The following is a 20,218-nucleotide window of genomic DNA, read 5'->3' as shown; positions in this document are numbered from 1 at the left end:
CGGGAAACACCGCCAGGGATCGTCAATCGGCCGCGCACCGCGTCACCGGCGGCGGCGTCGCTCGCCGGTGCGGCGCCTGTATCGGATTGCCGGCCGGGTCAGCGCCGCCCGCGATCGGCTGACGCGAGCGCCGGCGCCGCCCCGGTGGGCCGTGCGCGTCCGCCGACCGGGACCTCATCGACGATGACGAAAGCCAGCATTGCCCCTCCAGTTGCCGTCACACCGCCTGGGAGCGCTTCCATAGCATCGCCCGGGCCCACGTAGAACGGCCGCCCCGCCGGTTCGGTTCAATGTCGCCGGAAAGTCACCTAAAATTTGTCCGGAGGCGCTTTCGTCGCCGGACCCGGCTTGCAGGTCAGGACGAGCAGGATGAGCTTGCCGAGCACCTCGACGCGGTCGAGGTCGTCGCCCAGCGTCGGGGTTAGCTGCTCGAGTCGCTCGACCCACTCCAGCCGATCTTCACCGGGCAGGCAGAAGATCGCGGACCGGTCGAACTTCCCGGGATCCGGCTCCTCAGCGTTGAGAACGATGTCGATGGCGGCGAGGACCGCCGCGTTGGCACGGTCGATCCGGTCCGCTGCGGTCGCCGAGGCCAGCCTGGCCAGCGGGTCCGCCACCGTCCGCAGCTGCGCCAGCTGCGCCGGGTCGGTGCCGAACGCCGCCGCCGCCCGCCGCTGCGGATTCGGCGCGGCCCGGTAGGCCAACCCCCGGTCGGCGTGTCCGAGCACGGCCAGGTCCAGCAGCGCGATGTGCGCCGGGCCGGTCCCGTCGCCGGCCGCGGCCCGGTCGGTCATCTCCTGCAGCCACCGCCGCACCTCGGCGTCGGTCAGCTCGGTCAGCTGCTCGATCAGCATGGCACCGGATCGCTGCGGATCGGCGGTCAGCCAGTCGACGAGGGCCGCCGGCGGCGGTCCGCCCGGCGACCGGGGCGACCGGGCGGCCGCCTCCTGGAACACTGCTGCGGTCAGTTCGGCGCCGTCGTACCGCACGCTCGCCCCGTCCGGGCCGGTGACCGCCCAGACGTTCGTCAGCTGCGGCGCCGCGCCGTTCGCCGCCGCGGGCGGCGCCTGGTGCACCAGCGCGACCCCGTGCCGGGCCAGCAGCTCCAGCAGGTCCGGGCCGGGCGGCGCGGTGCTGCCCAACACGACGATCGGGCCTTCGGCGTTCCAGCGCAGCCGCTCCAGCAGCTGCCCCAGGGCGACCAGCGTGGCCGGGTCCTCCGGCGACTCCACGATGACGGGCCGGCCCAGCCCGGCTGCCCGCTCGCCGACGATGCTCCACAATGGACGTACGCCCGGTGACGCACCGGCGACCAGTACCCCGGCGAGCTCCGTCACGCCCTGCGGAAGGACCAGCGGGCGCGGGTCGGGGCCCGCCGGCCCGGCCGAGGGCCGGAACGGGGCGGTTCCGGTGGGCAGGAACCGCAGCCCGGTCGCCCCCGATGTCGGCAGGTGCCCCGGCAACAGGGTCACCGGGTCGATGAAGACCACCTCGCCGCCAGGAGCACGGACCACGTTCAGCACGCCCTCGGTCTGGACGCCGCCGGCGCCGGCCGTGCGGTGGAACACGAGGCCGTGCCGGCCGGGCGACCCGGCAACGTACCTGATCACATCGTGCAGCCCGGAATCGGCCGGGAGATCTACCGGCCCGCGGCTGCCCGGGTAACGGCGCAGCAGTTCGTCGAGCTCGATCTCGGCCGGGGTGGGCGCCAGCGCCGCTGCCGGATTCACGGCGGCCAGCCGCCGGTCCACGGCGAAGGCGCGGTGCAGCCGGTGCGCGGCCTGCTGCGGATCCGTGACCGGGTGGGCCGCCTCGTGCAGCCCCAGCTGGTACAGGTAGAGCCGCCGCGCACCCGAACCCGCCGGTTCCGGCTCACCCGAGGCGGCATGTACCACGCGGTGGACCTCACCCGTCGGCACCGTCCAGTCGGCGCCCAGCCGGGCGGCCAGTGCGTCCCGGGAGAAGCCACCACTGTCCGGTTGCACGATCGCGCGGAGCTTCGGCCACGTGCGGGTCAGGTCGAAGGCGGGCTCCTGCTCCAGTTCGTGCAGCACCGGCCGGCTGATCCCGAGGACCTCGGCGACCCACCGGTCGACGATCGACCGGAGCGCGTCGAGGTCGCCGAGCGAGTTGATGTCCAGGCCGCTCGCGCCGATCGCCTGCAGCACGAGGGCGCGGTCGCGGCCGAGCGCCGACGAGAAGTGGTAGAGCTTCTCGCTCCACTGCTGGACCAGCTCGGTCAGGGACCCGCCGGCCGGCGGCGAGACGAGCATGGGGCTCAGCCAGCCGGGTTCGACGGCGATGCGCACGGCGATCTCGGCGATGACGTCGGCTCCGACCTTCCACTTCGCCGCCAGGTCGGGCAGCTCGTCCGGCATCCGGCCCAGGCTGCGCGCAAGCGACCAGATGCGACGGATCCGCTCCGGCTGTTGCTTGTCGGACGGCAGCAGGTTTCGCAGCCGGTCGTGATCCAGCCACGGCCGGTCGGTCCGGTCGGCGTCGACCTCGTCGGCCTCGACCTGCAGCAGGTGCGCCTGGTGCGTGGTGCGGACCTTGCGGACCGCCTCGTCCGCGTTCTGCGCGGTGTCGGCGAGCCCGCTGATGACCGGCCCGATCTCGTGCGGCCGCAGCGCGTGCCGCTGCACGAACTCGGCGAGGCGGACCAGGAAACGGCCGACCGTACCGGCGCTGTCGATGTCCATCGTGTCGGTGCCGGTGTCCGGCGTGGTACCGAGGTCCCGATGGATCATCGGATGCGCCCGCAGCCGCCGCACGGCCTCCTGCTGCCAGCTCGTCCCGGCGGCCTGGGCGGCTCGCGCGAGGTCGTCGGCACTACCCGCCACGGCAAGCGCGGCCCAGTGCAGCAGCGAGTGAACCGGGTACGGCGCGTGGAGCAGCTCGCTGCTCTGCTCAGGTGCCACGTCGAGCACGTCGCGAAGCCAGGCGTGGTATCGCTCGACCAGTATGTCGTCACCGAGGTCGTCGAGATCGCCGGCGGTGACGCCCGCGTCGGTCAGGACCGCCAGCAGCGTCGCGACAGTGTCGCCGACCCGCCGGCTGACCCGGGTGAGCCGGTCGTCCAGCCGCGTCACGGCGGGGCCGTCGGCGCCCTCGCCAAGCATCGACGCGACTTGCCAAGGGTCGGCGCGCAGCGTCGACGCCCACTCCCACAGCTGACCCGGTGTGGACCCGATCCGGCGGGCCAGGTCGGGCAGGTCGGCCGGGACCCGCCCGATCGTCATGCTCAGCTGACGGACGTGTGCCGGTGGCGCACCGGTCGCCCGGGCGAGCGCGACCATCTCGGAGTACCCCAGCCAGGGCCGCTCCTCGAGCTCCTTCGCGATGATCTCCGGCCTCAGCTGGAACAGCCTGCTCCACCGGCCGAACCGCCAGTGGCGCACGGCGGCCACCGCGTCCGGGCCGGTCGGCGCGGGCCCGGTGAGCCCGGCGATGAACGGCCCGACCTCGACGGGGTGCAGCCCGAGACCGGATACGTCCGGGGCCGGCCGGTCAGGCACCGCACCGGCGCTCGGGTCGGCCGGTTCGAACGGCGCGGTCACGCCGCCCTCGGTCGCCTGGAACAGCACGTCGAGCGGCGCGGTCCCGGAAAGGTCGGCCGGGCTGCCGGTCAGCGGATCGAGGAAGACGACCTCACCGGCATCGCCGCCGAAGACGTTCAGCACGCGCACACCGCTTCCTGCGGTGCCGCCGGGCGAACGCAGCATCACGATGCCCCGGCCCCGGACGGTGCCGGCGATGTGCTCGACGACCCCGTCGAGGCCGTGCGCCCGGGAACCGTCCGCGGACAGGAAACGCCCCCACCAGCCGTATTTGTCGCCGGCGCGGCGGGCCGGCTCGGGCGCGTCCCCGGCTGCCGGGGGCTCTTCCGCGTCCACGGCGGCCGGTTCGCCGGCCCGGAGACGGTCCAGTTCCCGGGCCAGCGTCCCGGCGCTGCCCTGGTCGGTGGCCGGCCAGTCCGCGGGCACCCCGAGCAGGTGCTCGTACAGCCGCTGCTCACCGGATGCGTCCGGCCCCGGCGCCCCGGACCCGCCGTGCACGACGGTCGCCGACCGCCCGCCGGGCAACTGCCACGGGTGGCCGAGGCGCCGCAGCAGCAGCTCGGCCACCGGCTTCGACCAACCTCCGCGCCGGTCGCGCCGCGCCTTCCAGTACGCCTGGTACGCCGCCGAGACCTCCGGCGTCAGGGTGTCCAGCGGATACCCGCCGGCGACCGATTGATCGTGCAGTTCGACGGCGTCCGCACCGCTCAGTCCCGGGTCGATCAGCGACAGCAGCTTGACCATCCGCTGGTACGGCCCGGGTTCAGCGGCGGGGGGCGTGCGGGAGAGCAGATCCGTGAGCGCGGAGGACTCCCAGGATTTCGGTATCTCCAACACGGGGCCGAGCCGGACGGTTGCCCCGTTCGCGTACAGCTGCGAGATGCCGAACAACGCGGCGAACGTGTCGATCGCCCGGCTGGGCTGCAGGCCGGCGAAGTGCTCGACCACCGCCCTGATCTGGTCCAGGTCGAACCCGGGTGTCTGGGCGAGTTGCTGGTATGCGGGCCCGTCGAGGCCCGCGGTGACGGCCAGCCAGGCTTCGACGATGGTGCGGGCGTGCTCGGCGCCGGTGACCTTCCTGATGGGTACCGACGAGTCGCTCATCGCCAGAACCAGCGTCGCAGCGTCGTATCCGGTCTCGGCCGACCAGGTGTCGAGGGCCGCACGCCGCTGCCGGATCAGGGCGGCCCGCGCTTCGCTGGTGCCGTGCAGGCCCTCCATCAGCGGCCGGAGGTATATCGGGTCGATCCCGATCGCGGTGACCACCTCGAACAGCCTGGCCGCCGGCACACCCCATTTCTTGGCGGCGTGGAGCACGCTCGTCGGCTGCCGGCCCACCCTGCGGGCCAGGATCAGCAGGTCCCGGTGCGCGACGTTGGCGGCGTTCGCGGCGGACACCAGATCGACATGCGACAGCCAGGGGCGCTTGGCGAGGTCTTCCGCGATCTCGTCCACCGGCACGCCGAAGTGGTCCGCCCAGTAGCCCGCTCGTTCGGCCGTGACCATGGCCGCGAACCCGGCATCCGTCACGGACAGCGCGTCCAGGCCCGCCTCAGCGAGTCTGCGCAGCACCGACACCACCTCGTGCGTGGCGAGCGCGTGCTTGCGTACGAGCCGCGCTGTCGCCGTGATCAGCGGTGCCACGGCCGGCGCTGAGGGCAGGCGCCGCTGATGGTCCGGCTCCTGCCGGAACCAGTCGGCTACCTCCTCGGCCGTCGACGTGTTGAGCCGCCGGATCCACTCCTGCTCCACGAGGACCTTCGGGTCGACGCCGAGCACCTGCCCCAGCTCCAGCAACCGCAGCGGGTCGTCGACCCCGGCCCGGCTCGCCAGCTCGGGGACGTCGCTCAGCGCCCGCCCGACCCGCAGGCTCAGCACAGCCAGCCGATGATCGGTGACGCCGAGCCGGCGCGCGGCGGGGAACAGCTGCGCGTGCCACTGCCGGGCGTGCACCAGCCAGGACAGGATCGTCCGCCAGCCGGTGCCGCCCTTGGTGGCGAGCTCGTCCAGCTCGCTCTGGTCGGCCCCGAGCAGGCGCTGGGCCCACTGCGCGAGCCGGTCCCGCTGATCGGTAATGGGATTGTCGAGGTCGGCGACGGTCCATCCGGAGTCGAGCATCGCACCGAGCAGCGTGGCGTCGTCGGTCCGCGCTCGTTCCGCCATGCCGTCCAGCCAGGCGCGCATCGCAGCCCCGAGCCCGGCCCGGTCGGTCGGCCACTCGTGGCTGAGCAGCGGCACAACCAGCGCGGGATCCACCCCAACGGCGCCGGCCAGGTCGAACAGCTCAGCGGGCGGCACGCCGACGCGAGCGGCGAGGCCGACGATGTCGTCGGGTACCCGGCCCCAGACGCGGCTCAGTTCCCAGATCAGCTCCGCGCCGCGGCCCAGCTCGCCGCTCAGCTCGCAGATCAGAGCGGGCTGCAGCCACGGGAAGGACGTGAGGTCGCCGGGGGCGCCACCCAGCGTCGTGGGAAATCGCTGCACCCGCCAGGCCCGCAGCTGCGGCAGGTCGGGTCCGTCTGCTTCGCTCAGCTGGAGCTCGTTGTCTTCCATCCAGTTCTGGAACCGCACCGATTCCGTACCGGTGAGCGCCAACTGCCGAGCCAGTACCAGCACTGATCGCAGCTTGGCGGCGAGGCGGGACGGGGCCGCAACCGCCGGGCCTCGTTCGGTGCGGATGTGCTCAGCAGCGGTCCGCACGGCCTGGGCCCGGGTCGTACCGGGTGCGTTGAGGATCTTCCGAACCTCGGCGTCGGCGAGGCCCGCGGGGTCCATCCCGAGGTGGGCGCCGAGCAGAACGAGCCGGCGGTTCTCCTCGGCACCCCATCGGTGTCGATTCCGCAACGTGAACTTCTTGTCCGTGTGCAGACTCAATGCCATGACCACGACCGGGCTCAGCCCGAGGCTGTCGGCAGCCTTGCGCGGCCCCGTGCGGTCCAGGCCGAACCGAAGCTCGTACAACAACCGCAACGCGACCCGCAGCAGGTCCGCGTCGCCGGGGGCGGGGACGTCGATGCCGAGGACCAGGCTCGTCCAGCTCAGCATGAGCCGGCCGAGGTCGTCGCCGGACCCGGCGTCGGCCAGCGGCACGCCCAGGTCGGTGAGCACGACTTGGACCAGGGCGGACGGCGCGCCGAGCGGCGTCGGTGCGCCGAGCGAGGCGGCAGCGTCGTACGCGTTGCGGTGCAGCGCCTTGGCGGCCTCCGCGAGGGGTGAATCGCGGTCGGCCGGGGTGGTGAGCACGCCGATCTCCGCCGGCGTGAACGTCGCGGCCTCGGCGAGCGCCAGCAGCCGTCGCGGCGGCAGGTTCAGCGCCGCCGCCGTGTCCGCGACGACGATCGGGTCCGGTATGAAGCCGAGCGTGTGCACCACACGCACGTAGTCCACCGACGACAGGCCGGCCCGTCCGGCGTTCGCTCGAAGCTCGCGCGAGGCGGCGCGCATCCGCTTCAGCTCGGCGTTGCCGAGGGAGAGCCGGGCGAGTTGCTGGTCGAACCATCTCGTCACCAACGCGGTCGCGTCACCCGGGTAGCTCGATGCCAGCGTCCGGTCGCCGGCGAGCCAGGTGAAGAACGACCAGATGTCGGGCTCCGGCAGACCGTGGCCGCGGTACAGCCCAGCGGCCCAGTCCCGATACCGGTCGAGGATCGCCTGCCGCAGCGGAACGCCCCGGGTTGTGCCATCCAGTGACGTGGCGGTCGCGTTGACAACGCCGGCCGCCCGGTCCCGGACCAGGGCGGCCACCGAGCGCGGGTCCACCCCGAGGTCGCGAGCGGTGGCGAGCAGCAGGGTCACGGGTAGCTCGCCATTGGCGCTGTCGGCTAGGACAACCAGGTCGGCCGGCACCCGTGCGGTGTGAGTGGTGAGCCACAGCAGGTCCTCGAGCACGTTGCGCTCCGGGCGGTCCCGCTCCGGCCAGTCGCCGCTGGCCTCGATCTCCCGGGCGAGCTTCTCGACACCGCTCAGCAGATGCCCGCCGGGCTGGTCCCGGTTGAGCCGCTGCACTCCGTCGGAGTCCCGCAGCACTCTGATGTCGACGTTGAGCCGGGCGGCGAGCGCGAGCAGCCGCGCGGGGCTGGCCACCCCCAGGCTCGCGGCGACCGTGCCGAGATCGGTCGGCACCCGGCCGATGCGCAGAATGTACGTCTCGAGCAGCATGCGGCTCATGCGGACCTGGCTGATGAGCCGAAGCGACGGCGACTGATCCGGGAGCGACTGATCCGGATACAACCTGGCGACCAGCTCCGACACCAGCCGGGCGAGCGCGGTGTGCTGGACCCGGTCGAGCCGGGTGCCGTAGCCGGCGGCGGCATCGGGTGGCATGCCCCACGCGATCGCACGCCACTCGGTCAGGTCAGCCGGCCGGGGCAGTCGGTCCGGGTCGAAGTCCCGTCCGAAGTCGGCCATGATGCTCAGGATCGTGGCCGGGTCCACCCCGAACTGCGGGACCAGCACCGTCTCCAGCATGCTCGCCCGATTGAACAGCGGCGACAGATCGCCCCGGCTGTCCCGCAGAACGACGGGCAACGTCAGGAGCGGGTCGACCTTCAACGTGGCCCCCGCCCACACGATGTCGTTGACGGCCACCTTCGAGTTGCCGGTGAACGCCCGCAGATCGATCGGGACACGGCCGATCGCCGTTGCGTACGCGAGCAGCGCCAGACCGCCGATCTTGTAGTCCGCAGCCATCGCGACAAGGGCATCGAGGTCGGCGTGGCGATGCTTCCCGGCAAACGTGGCGACCTGAGCGATGTGCGCCTGCAGCCGCTCCGCCCAGTACTGCACGAGCAGCATGCGGTAGGGCGCGGTGCCACCGAACAGGACCTTGCCCGGGTCCGGCGGCGTGATGCCGGGCCAGTCATTGCCCGCCCAACCGGTCTGGCTCAGGATCTCGTCGAGCGGCTTGCCCCGCAGTTCGGTTCGCAGTCGCTGCGAGAACGTGCTGAGGCGGTCGAGGAAGGTCAGTTCCCGGTCGGCTCCGAGCTGCGCGGCCGTAGCCAGCCAGAAGAAGATCGGAACCTGCTGCCAGGGATCCGTGACCGTCGGCGAGGCCGGGCCGAGCGCCTCCACCGCCAGCTCCCGCAGCCGCCTGACGATCTGGTCGACGCCGATCCCCTTCTGCTGCGTCCCCCGATCCGCGCGGTACAGCAACCTCCCGAACGGCAAGAGGTGCCGCGGATCGGTGTCCAGGGCCGCCGCGACCTCGAGAAGCAATCGCGCCGGGATGTCCATCCGGTACGCGAGCGCCGCGAGGTCGGCCGGGACCCGGCCGATCGTGTCGGTGAGCCGGGCCAGCCTCGCCAGGTCCTGCGGGCTCAGGCCGAGCCGCCGGCCCAGTCGGTCGACCTCCGACAGATCGCGTCCCGGATACGCGGGTAAGGCCGGCTCGCCGGGCGGTGCCATCATCGCCAGCAACCGCATGGTGTCGCGCGGGATCCCGTCCATCAGCGTCTGGGCCAGCAGGAGGTCGCGGTGCCGGGTCGAGGGGATGCCGGCCAGTTCGGTCACCGGGAAACCCAGGCGCCCCGAGGCTTCCATCGCCCATGGGAGGCCGTTCGCCGCGACTCCCCATTCCGCACGCAGTGCCTTCTCGACCTCCGTCGCGAGGTTCGTCACCCAGCCGTTGACGGTCGAGGCGTACCGGGCGTGCAGCGACGTGACGTCCGGGCGCTTCGCCCAGAGCTGCTGTACCGCCGCGTCCAGTTGCCGGCCGTACAGTCCGGGAAGGTCCTCGACGCTCACCCGCAGCCGACGGGCGAGCTTGCGCAACGCCGGTTCATCGCGCAGTTCCCACTGCTCGACCAGCGCCTGCGCCGACGCCGGTTCGGTGATCCGCTGACGTTCCCGGGCCAGGATCCGGTTCGTGAGCTCGGCCGGCAGGTAGTGCAGCAGCTCCACCGGCAACCCGCGCCGCGCCAAGGACCGCAGCACCGGCAGGTCGGCGGCACCGAGCGAGTGCCGGTCAGCGAGCTCCAGCAGCAGGACCAGGTCCGTGCCGCTGTGCGCGCCGGCGTCGTGCAGCGCCTCCCGCAGCCGGGACCACGCCGCCACGGGCCCGTCCGCGAAGGCGGCCGGCAGCAACTCGGCGAACGGCCGGAGCAGGCGCGGGTCCACGGCCAGCCGGCGGGCCAGGTCGAACAGGTCTCTGGGCCGCACGCCGAACTCGGTGGCCAGCGCCGGCAGGTCGTCCGGGACCCGCCCGATCACCTCGATCCACCGGAGCAGCTTCTTCGCCAGCGGATCCCTCGGCTGGATTCGCAACGCCTGGCGCAGGCCCGGAATCGCCTGCCAGTGCAGCCGCTCCAGCGTCGGCGTGGCCAGCAGGAGCAGCTCTTCCGGCGTGTACTGCCGCGGCGGCCCGGCCGGTTCGCCCGGCCGGGCGGTCGTGTGCAGCAGCCGCAGGGTGTCGTGCAACGCCGGGGCGAGCGGTTGCGCAACGGTGTGGCCGGGGGTGAACAACCGCGCCGGTGACCCGTCCGCCGTTGTGAACCTCTCCGGCCCGGCGTTGATCTCGGACAGGGGAATCGGTGCCGGCCCGTCGACCAGGACGACCGCCGTGCCGAGCGACTCGCTGACCTGCCTGCCGAACGCCGCGTCGAGCTGGGCCACGTCCCGGGCGAGATTCACCACCATCAGCCTGCGGCCGTGCAGCGGCACGCCGAGTGCCTGCGCGATCCCGGGGATCGCGGCGGAGAACTTGTCCGCGTCGTACAGCTCGTGCTCCCACACGATCGCGGCGCCTTCGCCGTACACGAACACGACGAGCATGTCCGCGATCATCGGGTGCAGCTCGGCGAGGTGCAGGCTGTCGGCAGTCTGCAGGCCGGAGGCGTCTCCGGGCGGCAGGTGAACCCCCGCGAGGACATAGTTCGCCTCCGGCCACAGCCGTGGCCCGGAACGTCCGGGCGCCGGCTGCCGCGCCTGGACGCCGGGTGGCAGGGCATGGGCCGTGCGCGCGTAGGGCAACCCAGCCGGCACGCCGTCGGCGTCCAGCAGCTCCAGCCGGTCCCAGTCCACATCTTCCGGGGCGTCGCCGTCCCACGGCAGTTCCACCCGGACGCCCAGCTTCGTCGCCGCGGCCAGCGCGTCCAGGGCCGACAGCCGCGGCTCGACCGCGCCGGCATCGACCAGTACCCGCGCGCGGACCCGCGCCGGCATCGACTTCAGGTAATCGGCCAGCAGCTCGTCGGCGAGCAGATCGGCACCGAGGACGATCCGCACCATGCGGTTGGGGTTGGGTACGACCACCGACCCGTAGGCCACGAGCCGGCCGTCCGGGCGCACCGGCGCGCTGCGCGGCCGTAGCAGCAGACCCCGCGACATCGGCGTCGCCCGCCACGGCGGACACGGATCAAAGGTCGGCATCACAGCGCTCCGGTCCGGGTCAGCATTCGAGCGTCATCCTCTGCAGCACGGCCAGTGCCGCTTTCTGGGTCGAACCGTCGCTGAACGGTGTGCCGATCCGGTACAGCCGGTTCTCCCACTCGACACGTTCCGCCCTCGACAGGCGCTGGATGCGCTCCTCGTCGAACACCTGGGGCGTCGGGCTGTCGGTGGTGAGGATGTGCCACACGGCGTCCAGCACTGCCGCGTCGGCCTCGTCGACCGGACGGCCCTTCGCGGTGGCCCGGGCGAGGCGCACGAGCGGCTCGAGCCCACCGGTCGGTGCCTGCAGCGCGGCCTCCATCCGGGCGGCCGGGTCGGGCGCGGCCAGGAATCGGTAGCCGTGATCGGCCGCGCCGAGTCCGGCCAGGTCGAGCAGCGCGGCGTGGATCGCGGCCGTGTGGTCGCCGGGCACCGCCCGGGCCGCCATGCCGTCCAGCCACGCCCGCACGGCCGGCTGCGCCAGATCGCCCAGCTGTACCCCGAGCAGCCGCTGCGACTCGCTCCGGTCGCCCGCCGCCGCCGCGTTCAGCCACTCGGCGAGTGCCGTCGGCGCCCGCTGCGGCAATGGTGCACTCATCGTCGCGGCCGCCTCGAAGACCTGCCGCGTCGGCTGTTCGCCGTACAGCGCCGGGTCGCGGCCGGGGCCGGTCACCGCCCACACGTTGTCCAGCCGGGCGATCGTGAGCGAGCCCGCCGGGGGCGCCTTGTGCACCAGGACCACGCCGTGCGCGGCGCCGAGGTCGCGCAGCGGTGGCGTCAGGGTGGCCGGGTGTACCACGACCGGCCGCCGGCCCTGCAGCCGCAGACGCTCCAGCAGCGTTGCCAGCGTCGCCAGGTTCTCGCGCCCGGACCGGGCGTCGAGAATCACGACCGGCGACCGCAGACCCGTTGTGAGCTCGATGATCCTCTTGCGCTGCGGATCGTCCGTGGTGTGGTCGCCGACGAGCAGCGCGCCGTCGATCTCGGCCGCACCCGGCGGAAGGACCAGCGGCACCGGTGGGAAGAGGTCCGCGAACGTCGGCGCCCACGCCGCGTCCGCATCGACCGGTTCCGTTCCGCCCGCCGGCGCATCCGCCGAGGTGCGCAGCAGGAGCACGTCGACCGGCCGCCCGGTCGGCAGCACGGCGGGCGCCAGCGTCACCGGGTCCAGCAGGATCACGGCCCCGTCCACGGCGATCGCGTTGAGGACCGCCTGGACCCCTCGACCGGTGTCGTCGAGGCTGCGATGCAGGAGTATGCCCGAACCTCCGGTGGCGGCGAGGTGAGCGACGGCGGCGGTGAAGCCCGGCACCCGGCGGCGGTTCGGGCCCAGCAGGCGGACGAAGCCACCGGCGTCCGGATAGTGCTCGACGAGCTCGCCGAGCGAGCGCTCCTCGGTCTGGAAGTGCCGCCGGCCGGACGACGGGCTCCGGTACCAGGCGTCGACCGCCAGTGCGCGGGCGACGGGTACCCCCGCCGATCCCGGGCCGCCGGGTACCCCCCGGACGCCGTCGCTGCCCGGCCGGGGCAGGCCGAGCTTGTCGAGCAGCAGTGCCAGCGCGGGTCCGGCCGCCGAGCCGTGCACGACCCGGACGCTCCTGCCATCGGGCAGTGTCCAGCCGTCCGCGGCCTCGCGCAGCACGGCGCCGGCCAGTGCGTTGACGTCCTGTTGGGACACGTACTGCAGGTATGCCCGCAGAACGTCCTGCGACAGGGCGGCGAAGTCGACCGACTCGGCGTTGGCGTGGTCGCGCAGCTCCGCGAGCTCGTCCAGATAGTTCTGCGTCCGGTCGAAGGTTTCGTCCTCGAAGCGGTCCATCGTGTGCAGCGGCACGAGATGGAACACCTGGGTGTTCGCCTTCGCGACGGGTGCGGACCCGGCCGAGCGCAGCTGCCCGGCCGTTCGGGTCACCGCCGCGAACCAACCCGCGGGAGTGGACAACCGCTTGACCTGATCGTCGGTCAGCTCGAAGCTGGCCGGCGCCCGGCGCAGCTGCACCGCCAATGCCAGCTTCGCCCGCCGCAATCGGGGATCGTGCCGGTGCTGGTGATCGATCACGTCGGCCGGACGCGCGCCGGTGAGCAGGACGGCGCCGTGCAGCCACTCGGGAGAAACGCCGAGCGCCGTCGCGGTCTTGCTGACCTCGCCGCCGGTCCAGCCGTTCTCGCCCACCAGGTACTGCAGGCTCTGGCGCATGTGGTCCTGCTCAGCGGCCGGAAGCGCCCGCAGCTTCCGGTACAGCTGCGGGGTCAAGCCGAGCGCCGTAGCCTCCCAGCGTTCCTTGACGGCGGCGAAGTCACCGCTCCAGCCGTCCTGCACCCCGCTGTCGGTGGCGATCCGGTACGCGTCGGCGCGGTCGATGCCGAACGCGGCGGCCCACTCGCTGAGCTGGTCCTGCCAGTCCCATGCTTCTTCGCGCGGGTCGGCCGGATCGGCGCCGCGCGGGGTCTGCGCCTGCGGCGTCGTGTCGAGGAAGAGCGCGTCAACGGTGTCGGCGGCCGGTAGCCGAGCCGGGGCGAACGTGAGCGCGTCGAGAAATACGACCTCGTCGCTGGGTCCGCGGTACACGTTGAGCACACCGGTCGTGCTCCCGGCGACACCGGCCACCCGGTAGAGGACGATGCCTCGCCCGTGCCGCTTCCACCTGATGTGCCGCACGACGCCGTCGAAACCCTGCGCGGACCCGCCGCCCGGCAAACGGAACCGCACGAAGCCCCGGCCAGGGTACGCGGCGAGCAGATCCTCGAGAAACATGCCGCCCGTGTCGCCGAGGCGGATGCCGTTGCGAGGATCGTCGGCGGGCAGACTGCCGGCGGTGCCGAGGAACCGGTCGAAGCCGACGGCCCGGGAGAATCGAGTCCCGGGCGGCGCGGGCGTGACGACCTGCGGGCCGGGCAGTGTGAGCCAGAGGTAGAGCACCGTCTCAGCCGGGCCGGGCGGGCCCGCCGGGCCGCTCACACCGGCGTGCACGACCCGTGCGGGCGCCAGGACGAGGTTCTGCTCGTCCGGCCCCGGGAGCAGCCGCCAGTCGCCGGCAACCCTTGTGAGCAGCAGGGTCATCAGGTCGTCGCGTTGTTGGGAGGTGGTCGCGCCGGTAGTGTCCCGCCCGTTCCACAGCCGTACGTAGCCGGCCCGGATCTCGACGGGCAGGTCGAGCAGCGGGATCGCGTATCCGCGCAGATGCCCTACGAGCTGCTCAACTCGCTCCAGAGTGGCTGAGACACCCGCCCGCAGAAGCTCGATGAACGCCTCGGCCTCCGTGACCGGTTCGCCGGTGCGGGCCGTAGTGCCGGCCGGGAGTTCGGCCGCGACCAGCTTGACCGCCGGCCACCACCCGGCCGCCGGGTCCGTGACCAACCGGGCGGTCTGCTGGCTGGTCAGGCCGAGGTGCGCCGGCGGGCGGCCCAGCGCGGCGGCGAGGGCGAGCAGCGCGGCGACGTCGGCACCCCCGCCGGAGGCCGCGGCGGCGACATCGGCCGGGGAGATGCCGGTGCGGACCAGGACCCCGCGCAGCCAGACCACCGGGAGGTCGAGCCGCGCCGCCAGCCGGTCGAGGTCGCGCGGCCGGCCATTGTCCCCGCCGGTCCGCTCAGCGATCCGGCGCACCGTGTCCCATGCGGCGGGCAGGTCGAGCGGCGCCGCCCGCTCAAGATCGCGCAGCGTCGTGCGGTCCGTGCCGATGGTCGCGGCCAGCCAGTCGTCGACCATGTCACGCAGGTCGTCGACGCTGCCGGGCCAGTCCAGCGACAGGCCGAGGCCGTGCAGCGCGAGCACCAGCGTGCTCCTGTCCGCCCGGACCGCCGACCAGCCGCCGAGCCGGTCCGTCCACTCCTGGAGCTGGGTCGCGAGTGGCCGCTCCGGGTCGTACACCTTCAGCACGGGCGACAGATCATGCGTGTCGACCTCGAGCATGAATGCGATCCAGTAGAGGTTCACCGCGTCCAGCCCGCGAGCCGCGGCGAGGTCGTCCAGGCCGGTGGGGAGCCGCCGGAACCAGACCGCGAATGCCCAGATCTTCAGCGGGTCGGCACCGAGCCGGGCTGCGAGCGACTCGACCGCGGCCGGGGTCAGCCAGTCGTGCCGCCGCAGGTCCCGCGCGACGGCCTCTTCGGGGAGCGCGTGCTGGACGGCCCACTCCTGCGCCCAGATGTCGCTGAGCCGGCCGCGAACCAGCCCGTCGAGGTCATCGCCGGTGAGCTCGGCCGTCATGATCCGCTCGGCGAGGCGCACCGACGTATCGTGGCCGACCTCGTATTTCAGGACCAGGTCCAGGAACGGACGCAGGAGTGACGCGTACGGCGGCAGATCCCCGTCCGTGCGGTCGCGTGTGCGCAGGGTCCGGGCGAGTTCCCACGCTTCCTGGTACGGATAGCCGGTTTGCGGCAGGCGCCGGTACCGCGCCATCACGTTCGGCTTTTCCCGCTGGGAGGGCGGCAGGTCAGACCCGTGCGCCGAGATGAGCGCGAGGAGCTGCCTGGTGCTGGTCATGCCGTACTCTTCGGCCTTCTCGGGCAGACCCACGAGCGGCCTGCGAACGCGAATCGATGTCAGGACGAGCCAGAGCGGACTGATCGCGATCTGGCGGGCGGCCCGGGTGAGCTCGCCGTCGCGGTCGAACGCCTCCGCGAACCACGACAGCGGCTCCAGGTCGGCGGCCGTGACCGGCCGCCCGAGCGCGTGCGTGTCCGCTGTCCCGTGCCGGCCGAGCAGCATGCCCGCCCACGCGTCCAGGTCGTCGCGGGTCATACGGGCCGCACCCGAACTGGCGGACGGCCGCGTGTCGAGCACGAACGCGAGGACGACGCCGGCCGGAACGCCGAGGGCCGCGGCCCGGTCCTGCAGGTACGCCCGGACGGCGGCGGCGAGCGCGTCCCGGTCCACCCGCCGGCCGGGCCTCACCAGGCCGGCCAGCAGCGGTTCGAGGGCCCACGGGTCGATCCCCAGGTCGGTGACCAGGTGCCACAGCATCCGCTCGGGCAGCCGCAGCCGCTGCGCCCGCTCGTCCAGGTCCATCGGCACCTGCCGGAACCGCAGGCTCCACGTCCGCACCTCGGCCGGGGGTACGTCCAGGCGCTCGGCCAGCAGCAGCGCCTGGGTGTGGCGCAGCCACGGGTGCCGATCGAGATCGTCCTGAATGGAGGACTCGTCCGCATCGAACTCGGCGGCGAGCCACTCCAGCCGCATCGAGCCGACGAGCACGTCCTGCATCCCGGCGAGGTCGGCCGGCCCTCGGCCGTCGCGGGCGAGCCACGCGACGAACGGGACCACCTCGTCAGGTTGGAGCCTCAGCCTGTCCGCCAGCCGTATGACGTTCATCAGATCGGCGCCGAACGCCCGCTCGGGTGGATGCCGCCGCTGCCACTCGGGATCGTCGCGGCGCCGGGCCATGGCCGCCCGCGCGGCGGCCCCGGGTCCGCTCGGCGACCGCTCACCGGACGGGAGCTCGTCCAGCAGCTGCCGCAGCTCCTCCCGGGCCGGCCCGCCGGGATCGACGCCGAGCAGGACGGCGAGCAGGAGCAACCGCCCGTCGCCGGCGCTGCCCAGCCGGGTCCAGTCGGCCAGCTCCACCGGCACCCGGCCGATGCGCAGGCTGAACGCGGCGATGAGCGTGCTGCTGAGTCCGGACGACCGGGCCAGCCGCTCGATCCCGAGGCGGTCCAGGCCCGCCTCGTCGACCCGCCGCTCCACCAGGTCCCGCAGCGGTTGCAGCGAGTCGAACAGCTGCTGGTACTGCGCCCCGTGGGCGTCACCGAGCACCAGCGAGATCCAGTCCTGCCGCAGCGTCTTCAGCTCGTCGTCCGTGGCGGCCTCGTCCAGGCGCACGTCAAGGTCGGCGAGGATCTCGCGCAACTGCACCGCGGTGAGCCCGGCCTGCTCCCCCCGGGAGAGCAGCGCGCTGTGCCACTGCTGCCCGGCGTGGTCCGCGACCTCCAGCAGCCGTGCCGGTCTGCCCGAGTGACGCACGATGTGCTTGTCCGTCAGCAGGACCCGTACGGCGAGTGGATGCTGCTTCGTGACGTGCATGAGGTCGAGGAGCCAGCCGATCGCGCTTCCACGCATCGCGGCGAGGTCCGGCACCTCGATCGGCAACCGGCCGATGCTGACCGTGACCGCGTACAGCGCGCCCAGCCGGGCCTTCCACGCCGCCGCCGTGGTCCGCACCGTGAGCAGGTCGGTGCCGGCCTCACGCAGCCTGGCCCGCATCTGCTCGACGGTGTCGTCGAGCCCGCCTTCCGGCGCGGTGCCGAGTATCCACTCGTCGACGAGTGCTCCCAGCTCGTCGGGGAGCCGTCCGGCCCGCTCGGGCTCGTCGAGCCACGCGAGGAACGGCTTGAGCTCGTCCGGGGTGAGACCGCGCTCCGCCGCCCACTGGTGGTACCGCTCGACGATCGCCGCCGGGGAAGGTTCGACGGTGGTGCCGAGGTGCTTGAGGGTCTGCGCGACCACGTGCGGGTCGGCGTCGAGGTCGGCGGATACTCGCAGCAGGACGGCGGGCGAGATCCCGGAGTCGAGCTCGCCGGCGAGCCGGAAGAGGTCCGTCGGCACCCGGCCGTGTCTGGCGATCGTCGCCGCCAGATCGTCCATGAACTGGCTGCCCGGCCGCGGGAGGGTGCTGCCGTGTTCGCCGCCGAACTCGGCCGCGGTGGCCAGCACCGCGCGCTGCCGGCTGTCGTCGTTGCGGCGGGCCAGCGCGGCCAGCTGGTCCGGGCCGGCCAGCGACCGGATGTCGGTGCCGAGGAGGGAGGCGAGCGCGAGCAGCCGCCCCGGATGCACCCGGGCGGCGGCGGCGAGGTCGAACAGGTCGTCCGGCACCCGGCCGATGCTCAGGCTGTACATCGCCAGCAGGGTCGGGCTCACCCCGGCCCGGGCCGCCAGCCGGTGCAGCAGCTGCGGGTCGTTGGCCTGGGCGGCGAACGCGGCGGCGGCGAAGGCGCGCAGGCCCTGCGCGAGTGCGGTCCAGGGACCGACGCTGACCGTCTGCACCCGATCGGGGCCCCACAGCCACTCCCACCATCGCTCCGCCAGGTCCTCGGAGGTCCACGAGGACCAGGCGTCGGCGAACGTGAGGTCGAGGTCGGTCAGCAGGGCCAGGGCGCTGCCCCTGTCCCCACCGTGGAACCACTCCCGCCACAGGGAGTGCGTCTGGTCGATCGCCTCCGACGGGTGCCGCATCGGGGCGAGGGCGGCTGGGTCGACGTTCCACCTCACTGCCTCCCGCAGCAGCCGGTCCGCGTCGACCCCCCACCGCTGGACCAGGCCGGGCAGCTCGGCGGGGATCCGCCGGGTGTCGAGCACGAACCGCACGAGCGAACCCGGGCCGCCCGGGAGCGTGGCGGCCAGGGCGACGAGCGCGTCGAGGTCGACCCGCAGACCGGCCAGCTCCTCGACCGGCACGCCGAGCTGCGCCGAGAACCACCGTTGCCGCAGCCCGCCGGACAGGTCGGCGCCACCGAACGGGTCGCCGGGCGGCGGGGCGGCCGGATCCAGGGCGGCCAGTACCGCCGGTGTCGTTCCGGCGAGGTGCGCCAGCGCGGACAGGTCGGCCGGCTCCCGCCCGGTCCGCGCCGAAAGCGCCGCCAGGTCCGGGTCGAGCGTCTCCGCGATGGCGGGCGCCGGTCCCACCGGCGGTTCGGCGGGCCGGTGCGGGGTGAGGTCGGCCTCGATCAGCGCGTTGAGCAGATCGGGAAGCAACGGCTGCGGCCCGCCGCCGTCGGCGCGGTAGCGGGTCACCGTCGTGCCCTGCGGCACGGCGAGCGCAGGAGGCGGTCCATCGGCCGGCGGGGTCACGCTCACCGTGCCGCCGGGACCGCGGAATCCCAGGCCGGGGACCTCGATCACGTCGGCACCGCGCAGGACGGCGAACCGGGCGGCGTAGTCGGGGCTCAGCCGGGCGGTCCCGCTCAGGCTGCTGACGAGCAGGAGCGGGCCGTCGTCGTCCGTTCGGGGCACGATGCCGGCCAGCCCGGCCGCGTCGTACAGCCGGTCCTCGTACACCACCCGCCCGGCGAAGGCGTGAACGACGAGCGCCCGTGCGCCGACCGCCGACAGGTGCTGGGCCAGCTGCCGGCCGGCCGAGCCGTCGAGACCGGAGCGCGGTCCCGGGTCGAGGTGGACGGCGCCGGCCGGGGCGGTCGCCGCCGTCCGGGCCGGCCGCCGCGGGCGCTCACCCAGCCATCTCAGGCGCAGCCGGGCCAGGAGCTGGGGCGGCAGCTGGCTGCGCAGTTCGTCGATCCGGCGCAGCACCGAGTCCGCAACGGCGCCGCCGCGCACCCCGACCACGACCAGTGGCCGGCTGTCGGCCGGCCTGCCGTACCGCCGGCGAACCTCGTCGGCGACGCCGGCCGGGACGGCGGCCGGGCGGACCCACACTCCCCAGTCGAAGACCTGCACCACCCAGTCGTCGCCGAGGTCGTACGTCCCGGGTTCGGCGCCCGGCGCGACACCGAACCGATTCGCCACCTGGTCGGTGCCGTCCCGTTCCTCCAGCACGTCCGCGGGGAACACGAGGGCCGCGGTGGCGAACGGCAGCGGCATCGGGCCGAAGCCGTCGACGAACTCGAGCACGTCCGGGTCGAAGCCCGGCGCACCGCCGCGCGGCACCCGGATCGCCACCGCGTGCTGGTTCGCCGCCGCCACCACGTCGACCGGGTCCGGCTGCGGGTCCAGCATGACGATGTCGATGGACGCCTGCTGCTCGGGCGTCAACTCCATCAGCTGGCGAGCCAGCATGGGCGTGTCGAGCAGATCCTCGGCGAGGTAGACGCGTACCTCGCCGGTCTGCGGTTCGTCGAGCGCGTACTCTTGGGCCCGGTCGGACTGCTCCGCGTCGACCTGCGACGTCTGCAAGAGCGTCCCGGCCGGCATCGCCACCGACCACTTGCCGGGGCAGGCGAGCGGCGCGTGTCCACCAACCGGCACTTCGACCTCCCGATGACAGCGGTCCGACGTTACGGCCGGTCAGGGTTGGCCGGCGAGTCTCTGTTCCTTCGCGCCGGGTCATCGAAAAGCGGGCGTCATCGGCTCTGCGCCGCAGCCGCGCGTCGCGCTCGTCCTGCGCGCCGTCCCGGCCCGCCGCGGAAGCGGCGCACTGGCCCGGCGACGTCGCCGAGATGAAGGTTTCAGACCGTGTCGGTGACGAGCGGCGCATGGGCGCAGGACGAGGCCAAGCCGCCGGGAACTCGACACCGATCCTTTACCTCGCAAATATTGCGGGGAACACTGGACGGAGCATGATCCAGGCGCCGGGTCGAACCATTTTCACGTTCCACGCCTGCTGCGCCCGAGTCCCGGC

2 protein-coding genes are annotated in these 20,218 nt (G+C 73.3%); both read right to left on the bottom strand.

Features of this window, described 5'->3' with window-relative positions:
• Positions 1-308: 308 nt before the first annotated feature.
• Entirely contained in the window at positions 309-10,883 is a 10,575-nt protein-coding gene (locus tag ACQPY0_RS22880; RefSeq protein ID WP_432992118.1) for a hypothetical protein, read from the bottom strand.
• A 61-nt stretch (positions 10,884-10,944) separates the two neighbouring features.
• The gene (locus ACQPY0_RS22875) at positions 10,945-19,845 is read right to left on the bottom strand and encodes a hypothetical protein (RefSeq protein ID WP_432992115.1); all 8,901 of its coding nucleotides are present in this window, start codon (positions 19,843-19,845) and stop codon (positions 10,945-10,947) included.
• Positions 19,846-20,218 lie beyond the last annotated feature (373 nt).

It is taken from the genome of Dactylosporangium sp. CA-233914, from assembly GCF_050942935.1.
GTDB lineage: Bacteria > Actinomycetota > Actinomycetes > Mycobacteriales > Micromonosporaceae > Dactylosporangium.
The sequence above is the reverse complement of the archived record's forward strand: the minus strand, read 5'-3'. Positions and strand labels throughout refer to the sequence as shown.

Coding starts and splice junctions, on each gene's coding strand:
- ACQPY0_RS22880 (WP_432992118.1), bottom strand. CDS start 10,883: ATGTCGCGGGGTCTGCTGCTACGGCCGCGCAGCGCGCCGGTGCGCCCG.